This is a genomic window from Levilactobacillus senmaizukei DSM 21775 = NBRC 103853, assembly GCF_001592085.1.
Classification (GTDB): Bacteria; Bacillota; Bacilli; order Lactobacillales; family Lactobacillaceae; genus Levilactobacillus; species Levilactobacillus senmaizukei.
Window position 1 is genome coordinate 25,786 of record NZ_BCWD01000021.1, and the last position, 10,478, is coordinate 36,263.

The 10,478-nt window shown below is 51.9% G+C and carries 5 protein-coding genes and 1 tRNA gene; all 6 read right to left on the reverse strand.

The window, feature by feature from the left end; genetic code table 11:
• Positions 1 to 6: 6 nt before the first annotated feature.
• Entirely contained in the window at positions 7 to 1,155 is a 1,149-nt protein-coding gene (nagA, locus tag LSE01S_RS08200) for an N-acetylglucosamine-6-phosphate deacetylase (protein WP_061777150.1), read from the reverse strand.
• Between the two features lie 104 nt (positions 1,156 to 1,259).
• On the reverse strand, positions 1,260 to 2,063 hold the full coding sequence (proC, locus tag LSE01S_RS08205) for a pyrroline-5-carboxylate reductase (protein ID WP_061777151.1): 804 nt from the start codon (positions 2,061 to 2,063) through the stop codon (positions 1,260 to 1,262).
• Positions 2,060 to 4,021: a S9 family peptidase gene (locus LSE01S_RS08210; RefSeq protein WP_061777152.1), complete on the reverse strand. Its 1,962-nt coding sequence runs from the start codon at positions 4,019 to 4,021 to the stop codon at positions 2,060 to 2,062. The genes proC and LSE01S_RS08210 overlap by 4 nt, the downstream gene beginning before the upstream one ends.
• Before the next feature lie 221 nt (positions 4,022 to 4,242).
• Positions 4,243 to 6,690 carry a leucine-rich repeat domain-containing protein gene (locus tag LSE01S_RS08215; protein ID WP_061777153.1) on the reverse strand — a complete coding sequence of 816 codons (2,448 nt, stop codon included), beginning with the start codon at positions 6,688 to 6,690 and terminating at the stop codon, positions 4,243 to 4,245.
• A gap of 489 nt (positions 6,691 to 7,179) precedes the next feature.
• On the reverse strand, positions 7,180 to 10,092 hold the full coding sequence (locus LSE01S_RS08220; RefSeq protein ID WP_061777154.1) for a leucine-rich repeat domain-containing protein: 2,913 nt from the start codon (positions 10,090 to 10,092) through the stop codon (positions 7,180 to 7,182).
• Positions 10,093 to 10,396: 304 nt separating this feature from the next.
• A tRNA-Gln gene (locus LSE01S_RS08225) sits at positions 10,397 to 10,468 on the reverse strand.
• Positions 10,469 to 10,478 lie beyond the last annotated feature (10 nt).

The following is a 10,478-nucleotide window of genomic DNA, read 5'->3' on the forward strand; positions in this document are numbered from 1 at the left end:
ATCCAACTATTTATTATTTAAAACCGCCTGCATGTCCCGACCCAGGCTATAAGTCTTTTTGATATTCAGGTCGCTAGTCATCAGGTTCAGATCGGCGTCTCGACCCACTGTCAACTTACCTTTTTGGGTAAGGCCAAACTCCTCCGCCTGGTTTACAGAACTCATTTGAACGGCAGCAGCCACGTCACAACCGGTAAAAGCCATGACATTTCTGAAGGCCTCATCGAACCGGAGAACGGAGCCGGCCAGGTTCCCACTCTCCAAGCGAGCTTGCCGATCCTTCACAATAACCTTTTGGCCGCCAAGTTCACTAACGCCTTCTGGCATCCCCTTGGCCCGCATGGAATCCGTGACAAGTTCCAGTCGACTGGCCCCTTTCTGGCGGAATGCCAGCTCAATCATGTCGGGGACGATATGGAAGCCATCACAGATCAATTCACAGTAAAGGCTATCTTCCAACATCGCATGGCCAGTTACACCAGGCTCCCGGTGTCGCAAGCCCCGTTGGGCATTGTACAAATGCGTCACGTGAGTCGCCCGACTCTCTAGGAGTTGTTCACGGGTTGCATTGGAGTGACCCACGGATGGCACGATGCCATTCGCCAAGCAGTAGGTTTCAAAGTCCTTGGCACCAGCATCCTCGGGCGCATAGGTAATTAACTTTACCCGCTTACCGGATAATTGGTTCCACCGGTCAAGCAGTGCCACGTTGGGATCCTTGATATATTTCTCGGGTTGCGCACCTTTGAAGATTGCCGCGATAAAGGGTCCTTCGAGGTGAACCCCCTGAATAATTGGGTTGCGTTCGGCTGCAGTCGCAATCCCTTGCATCGCGTGGTCAATCGCTTCATTGGACTGGGTCATCGTCGTTGGAAAGATGGCCGTGATCCCCTCTTGCGCCATCAAATTAACCATCCGGTCAATCTGATCCGGATCGCCATCCATACTATCGTACCCATAGCCCCCGTGACTATGAACGTCAATGAACCCCGGGACGATAGTCTGGCCCTTCACCACGTGGATCTCATCGGCTGGTAATGGCCGAAAATCGGCAACGGGACCAACTGCTTCAATCTGACGGTCAAAGCGAATATAACCATCCGCAATCACGTCATCTCCGGTGTAAATCTTCGCGTGCTTTAAAACAATACTCATGGGTCTCCTCCTCATCAATGACCACAACTCACTTATGTTCTCATTATAATCGGTATAGACCAAGATGGCAACTCACACGCGTAGACAATTTTAATCATCACGACTTAGGCTGGCCCACCAGCGTCCCGCTTGATAGTGGCATCAATGCCCTTCACAACGGCCGTCATAAGGCCGGCTTCTTCCATAGCTAATAGCCCTGCCACCGTGCTCCCACCTGGTGAGGACACCTGATCAATTAAAGCAAATGGGATCTGATCACTGGCTAAGACCATTTGCGCCGAGCCTAAAGTAGCCTGTGCGGCGATCTTCGTGGCCTGATCCTTGCTCAAACCATGCTTAACCCCGGCCCGACTCAGGCTATCAATAAAGAAATCGATAAAGGCCGGTGAACTACCGGCTAGGGCACTGAAGACCCCAAACTGGTCTTCGGCCAAGGCGGTTGTCGACCCAATCGACTCGAAGACGTTCCGGGCCGCGGCTAGATCGTCGCCGACTAAAGCATCGTTAGCCGCCACGGCGGTCATCCCGGCACCGATTGCCACGTTCAAATTGGGGAGCGTTCTGAGCGTTGGCACCTGTTGGCCCACCACACTGGCGATTTCATCTAATGAAAACCCCGCAACGATTGAAAGTAAGAGATGGTTTCCCGTTTCAAACGCCGGCTGAACGCCGGCCAAAACATCTTGCGCCACGTTGGGCGTGACGGCTAGAACAACAAGGTCACTGGCGGTCACCACAGCTTCGTTACTGGCAGCCGCAACCAAGCCGTTTTCTTTGGCATAGGGACCATAAACTTCCGCACGTCGACTGTGCACGACAATCTCTTCTGGTGCGAACGTTTTCGTCTTGAGTAATCCGGCAATGATGGCCTTAGCCATTCCACCGACACCAATAAATCCAATTTTCATTCGTTCATATCCTCCTTGGGCAAGTGGTCCTGGAACCACTGATTAATTCGTTTCAAACGGTCGATGCGTAGATTAGGTAATCCCGATCGGGACAGGTCATGGTTCGCCTGGGGAAATAAGACCAATTGGGTTTCGACCCCAGCCTCTTTGAGACCAACAAAGAACTCTTTACCTTGCGTCGTTGGACAGCGGAGGTCCTCCTCCCCATGTAGAATCAAGATCGGTGTCTGCGCTCGCTCAACGTACGCCAAGGGTGAGAAGTGCCACAAAGCCTGAATATCTTGCATCCCGGCTTGCAGCTCCCACGGCGTGAAGTAATACCCGATGTCACTGGTCCCATAGAAGCTGATCCAGTTGGCGATCGAACGCTGCGTCACGGCGGCCGCAAACCGGTTGGTGTGGGTTTCAATCCAGTTGGTCATGAACCCCCCATAGGAGCCACCGGTCACACACAGCTGTTGGTCGTCAATCGTCGGATCCAGCTCAAGGGCCGCGTCGACACCTAGCATGAGATCGGCGAAGTCCCCCTCACCATAATGCCCAATCACCGCCGCCTCAAAGTCCTGGCCGTAACTGTTGCCACCTCGCGGATTAATGGCAATCACGCCATAACCCTGTCCCGTCAAATACTGCAACTCATGATAGAACCCGTAGCCAAAGTCGACCTGCGGGCCGCCATGGACATACAACACCGCTGGATGCTGCTCCCGGTGGTTAACCGGGGCGAAATACCAGCCCTCAATCGGCCAATCCCCAGCTCCCTTGAAAATGAAGCGTTCTCCGTCCACCAGCGCGTGTTTGGCTTCATAGGTAACGTTGGGGTTCACCAGGTCCCGTTCGATGCCAGACACCAAGTCTAAGGCCTTCAGCCGGCTTACACTGGTCATCGTCGTCTCCGTGAATACCACGGTCCGGCCATCGACCACGCTGAAGTCCGTAATGGCCCGATCGCCGCCTAAAAGAATCTGAGGCTCCTGCTCGCCATTGATGCCTTGGCTGACCAAGCTCAACCGCCCCTGTTCGTTTTCCAAGGTCAGGACGGTGGTGGCATCTAGCCACGCCACAAACTGGCCCCTCAGACGCTGCTGGCTGTCAACGGCCAGCATATTGCCCACTTCCACGTCACGGGGCGTCGTAAGATCACGGACCGGGGTACCAACGACATCCCCCAACCAAGCATGGAACTGGGAAACATTGGGAATGTGATTATCCTGACCCCACATGACAATGTGGCGGCCATCCTGATTCAACTGGGCCTGACTGAAAGCTCCTGCGCGAACAGAATCGTTTAGAAGATGGTCCACATCATCATTAAATGAATGCCAGTAGACCCCCTCACTAAAGTCATGCTCATCGTTGGGTAACCGTGACTGATTGTACAAGAGGCCGGCCTCATTGGCGGCACTCACGGTAAATGGCGTTGTACGTGAGAGAACTAGTGATTGATCGCCATCCACACACTGGTAGCGAATGCACTGATACCGCCGATCCTGCGGTAATAGCCCTACCCCATTCTCCTGATACTGCAAGTGCTGGATGACTTTGACCGCCGGCAACTCGTTGGCAACTGGTCCGGCGGTCGTTTGATAGTACAAAGCATCAGCATCGATGGCCCAGACTAAGTCGGTCACGTCAGCATCCCCATGGGTAATCTGCTCCGGAGCCCCACCAGAAACATCCACTAGAAACAACTGACTATGGTTGGCCACAACCCCAGTAAACGCCAGGTAGCGCCGACTAGCACTCAGAACCAGCTTATTCGCCGTCACGCCAGCTGGACTCCACCGCCGCCGATCGTGGCCGTCACTTAGCGACACACTATAAATGGCCGAACAGCTCTGATTCTTAGCCTCGTCCAATCGACTTTCGATGTAATACACTCTTTGACCATCGCTTACCGGTTGCGCTAAAGGTCGTAACTTATACAGGTCCTCTGGTTCCACAAGCGTTGCCATCATTGTTCCCACCTTCCTGGCGCCAACTTCAACTAGCTACCGTGGTAATTAAGTCGACTTTAGCGAAATTCACGGGCATTGTCAATTGTCGGTGCGGTCGCGAGAAACTGGGATCACAAAAGGAGCTGGGATCCTCTCACAGCTCCTGACAACTCGCCGATCGACCGGGCTGGAATTTTCTCCGACCACGATTGATCAACGACCTCTACTTTTGTAAAAATACTTTATGAACGACGAGATCGGCGATCCTTGAATCCTAGTCCTAATAAGCTCATTAGGGCAAACGTCGCGACACCTAATGCCTGCCACCAGGTCGATTTTTCCCCGGTTTGAGGCAAAGCTACCGACTGATTTGCGGGCTCTTGCCTGGTCGTCGTACCCGATCGACGTTCCACTACCGGCTGCGACCGTTTCCCCGTAGGACGGATCCCAACTGCCGGTAACCCCCGATCCGCATGTGGGTGATCATTGATGATTTGAATAATAGTAGACTGACCACTATTCGCGGTAAATCCAACTGATTCATGATTTTCCCGATACAATGTGAGACGAGCGTTTGATCCCCCCGTGGTTGGCGCTGGGACAACCGGCGCCACCGGTAGAACCGGTCTAATCGGTTGAACAACGGGCGGCGTTGGCTGTTCTGGTTTAACCGGGTCCACAGGATCAGGTAATCCACCACGATCGCCACGGCCACCGACGTACATGACAAACTCGTTGGTCGTAATGGTCCCATCTAGGTTAACCGTTGCCATCACCGTGGCCTTATTCGGCCGGAAGCCCTCAATCATTGGAACGGCCACCCTCACCTGACGACCGACCTGGCCCGTAACGGGCGTACTAATTTGGTCGCCGCGATTACTGCCAATGGTCACCGGCGCCGTCACCATTGCTGGACTAATCTGTAACGTTAATGCTTGAACACCATATTCACCGGTATCTTCGCTGCTAGACATTAGATGTAGAACCAAGGTATCGCCAGAGTAATTTAGCGGTAGTGTCAGCCAATCATTAACCCGGTCGTAACCCAAGCTGCCCCCGTCATTTGTCATAAATTGTAAGCCTTCCAGGTCCAAATATGCCAAGCCCAACTGCTGACCAATGGCTCTTCTGACACCCAAAGCAACCGTCGTGGTCGCGAAGACCGACACCGTTAAGTGTCGCTGTTCGGCAAACGCCCCTCGACCAACACTGCCAACCCGACCATTAGCGTTGATGCGTTGTAAATCATTGTGAACAAACGCATCAGTTGCCACACTGGCAACCCGACTACCTAACTGGACACCGGTCAGGTGATTATCGGCAAAAGCCGCCTCGCCAATATTGGTAATGGTGTCGGGCAAAATTAACGTTCCTTGCAGGTTATTGTGGGCAAACGTCTCCGTGCCAATCCGATTGATCTGCTTGCCAAAGCTAACCGTCGTCAACCGGTTGGTTCTGAATGCCTGGTAACCTAAGTCCGTTAATGCTCCTGGCAACACCACCTTGGCTAACTGATTGCCTTCAAATGCCGCAGTGCCAATCCGGGTCAATCGATCCGGCAACTGAACGTCAGTCAGGTGGTTGTGACTAAAAGCGTTGTCTCCGATAGCCGTGACACTCGCCGGCAAAGTCAAGGTTCCTGTTAACGCATTCTGATCAAATACGGCGGTATTAATCACTGCCAACTGGGCATTAAATGTAATCCCAGTGATTTGATTACTTTGGAACGCTTGAACGCCCAATCCCCACATGCTAGCCGGTAATACCAATTGTCCCTGAATCTGGTTATTCTGAAAAGCCGCGGTATCAATCACACCCAACTTATCCCCTAAGGTCAAGTGAACAATGGCATTATCCGCAAAAGCCCTTGCGGCAATGGCCGTCGTGGTGCCTGGAACTGCCAACTGTTTGATGCCATTACCTTGAAAGGCGGACCGGTTAATTTGCTCCACACGATTCAAGTCAACGATAGTCAGTTGATTATCCATGAACGCCTCGTCGCCAACCGACCACGTGCTCGCCGGCAAGCTGATGCTCATGAGTAAATTATTCTTAAAGGCATCTGCTCCGATCCATTGAATGTTAGCACCCAACTTTACGGCGGTTAAAGCCGTGACGATCTGTAGGTGGTCATTCACTGAATCATCATTATTAAATGCATTGGCGGCAATTCCGACCACCGCGGCACCTTGATAGGTATCCGGAATCGTGATACTCGTGGAATAACCGCCGACGGGTGCAGAACCATCGGCCTGTTGCTGGGCTTCTCCAGTGTAACCCGTCACAACATAGTTACCGAATTCATCCTGCGAGTAAGCAAGATCTGAACGTTCGGTGACCACCTGATCCTGCGGCGTGACGGACTGCTTGTCGCCCGCCGGTTCTGGGCTCACATTGGTGCTTTCGGTTTCAAGTTCGCCGGTGTTTTCGGCTTCGGCCTCCGATCCCTCCAGCGTCTGGTGGAATTGCTCACCGGGATCCACGACAGCATCATTCGAAAGGGCAATTCCGCCAACGGTCTGATTGGACTGGTCGTCGACCACGGCCTTAGCAGCCGGCGCTTGATCTGCGGCTTTGGCCGATGGCACCCCCGTTAGCCAACCGGCACTCAGGGCAGCCAAGGTCACGCCGGCAAATAACCACCCGCGACTCGACCGCTGCCGTGAGGACCATTTATTTTGTCCTAACATGGTTTCTCCTTATTCATCACTTTATTCATTGTAAAATCAACGTTTATTCATCGTATCACGTCCAATATTAATTACCAGCCTTAATTAATTGGACACTAGGGTAACTATTTTGCCTATCCGCGGCTCTTCCACGATAATCGTTTATTCCACAAACGACTATCCATGCACAAACAGTAAGTGAAAATTGCGATCCCCCTAAACGATCGGCATCGCCTCACCACACTTACCACATTATGTGGCGAAAAAAGTTTTTTGCATTTTCTTCTCACATTTTAATAATTGTCTATGAAAGCTTACCAGATCGGAATTATCCCCCTCAAATCCAATTGACTGTCCGGATTGACAACTCGTTATTTTCAGGTTTTTTCGTTCTTTTTATACAAGTCACAAAAAAAGCCTGGGACAGCTCCCAGACTCGTTTGTTGTAACATGGTATGGCCAAAGTGTGGGACAAGCAACACCCGGTAACTCCCGGTTTGTCATAGGCCCTTATTGCCGACGCTTTTTCTGGGCCAGCCCTAGCCACCCCAGTATCGTCAGCAAGGCCCAACCTAACCACTGCCAGCCAGTCTGGTGATCATTAGTCTGTGGCAGCGTCTGCTTTGCCGCTGAAGTTTTGACCGGGACAGCCTCCTGCCGCTCCTTGACTAGCACTTGCCCGTTAGTTGACGCGACCAAATCCGCTTGGCCCGTCTGCTTAAACCGGCCGTTGACCATCCCTGGCGTGCCAGAGTGGGGTAACCCAGCCTTTGAGCTCTTGTCCAATGAATCGCGATAAGTCCAGTGGGGCTTCACAGTCGTCTGAACCACCGGGGCAATGAAGGCCGCCTTGTGGTCGTCAACCACTGGCGCTACGGTACCCCCAGCGGTAGGCGTCGTCACATTGCCGCCAGCCGTTGGTGTACTTGGGTTAACCGGCGTCGTTGGTTCATGAGGATCAGTCGGATCACTTGGATCTGTTGGGGTAGTCGGCTGATCGTGTCCGGTATCAGGATTGGTATCTGGCGAGTAGATCACAGCTTCGATCGCCGTAATCGTGCCATCAGCGTTCACCGTGGCCTGAATGGTGGCCTTGTCCGCAACCCAACCCGGAACGTTCGGAACGTCGACCAAAATCGTGTCCCCGACTAGTCCCTTCATATTCCCGACCTTGTCAGCACCAAAGATCGCCAGATAATCGCTCATCCCCTCATCAACCAGATTGCTCGGAATAGCAACATCCGCAACGACTCGCCGGGTCATATCGAGGGTCAGGTTGGTGACTCCATAGCGACCAGTATCCGTGCTATCTGTATTCAGACTGACAATAATCGTGGCACCCTCAAAGTTCAATGGCAGTGTCAGCGTGTCGTTGACACTATCGTAGGTCAAAACTTCTTGGGTATCCGTATCGATAAACGACAACCCTGCGATATTCAGATTACTCAGGCCAAGTCGTTTCATGATGGCCGTTCGGACGTGAAAGACCGTCGTCGTGACGGTCCCATTTTGATTAACGACCAGGGCATCCGTTTCGACATGGTCCAGGTTACGCTGCCCCGCAAAGGCAAAGTCGCCGATGGTTCCAATCTTGCCAGTAGCATTAATGTTCTTCAAATCATTATAGGCAAAGGAGTAGTTTGCTAAACTGTTAACGACATCCCCCAGCTGTAGACCGGCGAGATCGTTGTGGGCAAAAGCATACTGCCCAATATCGTGAACCGTATCGGACAACTTGAGGATTCCCGCCAACCGATTGTCATCGAACGCGCGATCGTTGATTGTTGCCAAATTAGCCCCGCCAATTAATCCACTTAAATCATTACCAGCAAAGGCGTCATGACCAATGACCGTCAGGGTATCCGCTAAATTTAAAACGCCTGCTAAGTGGTTGCCCAAGAACGCACTTTGTTCAATCGTTTCTAGTTTGGTGCCCCCGGTTAGACCAGTCAATGCATCCCCATCAAACGCTTCTTCCCCAATGTGGGTAATATTATCGGGAATATCCAAGACTCCTGCCAATGGGTTGTCTGCAAACGTCCGGGTTCCAATCCCAGTAATTTGATGGTTAAGCGTTAACGCCGTCAGCCGATTATCGTAGAAGGCCCGATCGCCCAGCTCCTTTAAGCTCTCCGGTAAGGTCAGTGAACTTTCAATCAAGTTGTGCGCAAAGGCCGCCGTCCCAATCGAGGTTAATGTGTCATTTAAGGTCAGGCCGGTTAGTCGGTTATGACTGAAAGCCTCATCTCCAACACTGGTAATCGTGATTGGCAACGTTAGCGTGCCCCGCAATAAGTTGTGACTGAAGACCCCCGTATTAATCACGCTTAATCCACTATCGAGAGTCACCCCGATCAGCTGATTATTAGCAAAAGCCCGGACACCCAGTCCGGTCAATGTATCCGGCAACACTAACGTGCCACCGATGACATTGTTTTCAAAGGCACTGGTCCCAATCGTCGTGACCTGATCACCCAGCTCCAGCGTTGTAATGGCATTAGCCATAAAGGCCTGTTCACCAATTCCCGTCACGGTATTGGGCACGACCAGGCTGGTAATTGCATTGTGTTCAAATGCCCCAGAATTGATGGCAACAACTCGATTTAAGTCGAGACTGGTTAACTGATTATTTGCAAAGGCTTCCGTCCCCACGGACCAAAGACCGTCCGGCAAAACAATCGACTTCAACACATTATCTTCAAAGGCATGGGGTTCAATCCACTGGATCTTTTGGCCGAGTGTAACCGACGTCAGTCCAGCCCCTTTGAAGGCTCCAGCACCAACGGCAACGATTGGCTTACCCAGAAAGTCATCCGGAATGACTAAACTAGTCGCATGGTCGCCACTATGTCCACTGGCAAAACCCGTGACGGTATATGCGGTTCCCTGATCGTTCAACGCATAGGTTAATTCCGTCTGAACGTTCTCATTAGAAATGGTCTTAGTGACCGGATTGTCCGCAGAACTTTGGGGATCCTCCTGTCCCACCGGATCCTCCGATAAACCAGTCCCTGCATGTCTATTCTCTTTAGTTTCATCGTCCTGTACTGGCTTAACATTCCGTTGGCTGCCGACCTTCGCTGCAGTCGCAATCTCCTTCTTCGCGCCTGATTGAGATTCATCCTGTTTCAGGCTGGTCCCTCGGCGCCAGACATCCGGATTAGCCGTCGATCCAGCACCTGGAATGTTGTCGCTTGATGACGATGACGATTTAGACCCGGTACCAGATTGACTGTTCACCACCAACGAGCTGGTAGCGACAGCGTCTCCCGTATCGGTGTCGGCATGCGCAACGTGCCCATCTGCTAAAACCCCCGCACTCAAACCGACCATCGTTGCACTGGCGTAGAGCCACTTACAACTCGACCGGCAGAATTTATGTTTAGCTGTCAACTTTTCTTCGTGCATGTCATGCCACCCCATTTTCATAAACCTCATAATTAATTTAGTCGATTGCAAAATAACCCACATACACCGTAGCACGCTACAATTGAAGCTCAACCAGTCAAGGGGATAACGGTTTCTACTATAATTTTTTAAGATAACGGCGTTGTGTCCTCGTTTCCCAAGAGCAATGCCAAAACTGTCAGGTTTAGTCATACAGTTATCAACGGTCCCCGCCATTCCGGGGACAACTTGCTGAGAGTGGATAAATTTAAATATTTTTCATTAGCTAGAGACGTTTGAGCGCACAAAAAAACCAGTCACACACCGTGACTGGTTAAAGTTGGGCTAGCTGGATTCGAACCAACGCATGACGGGATCAAAACCCGTTGCCTTACCGCTTGGCTATAGCCCAATAATAAAAA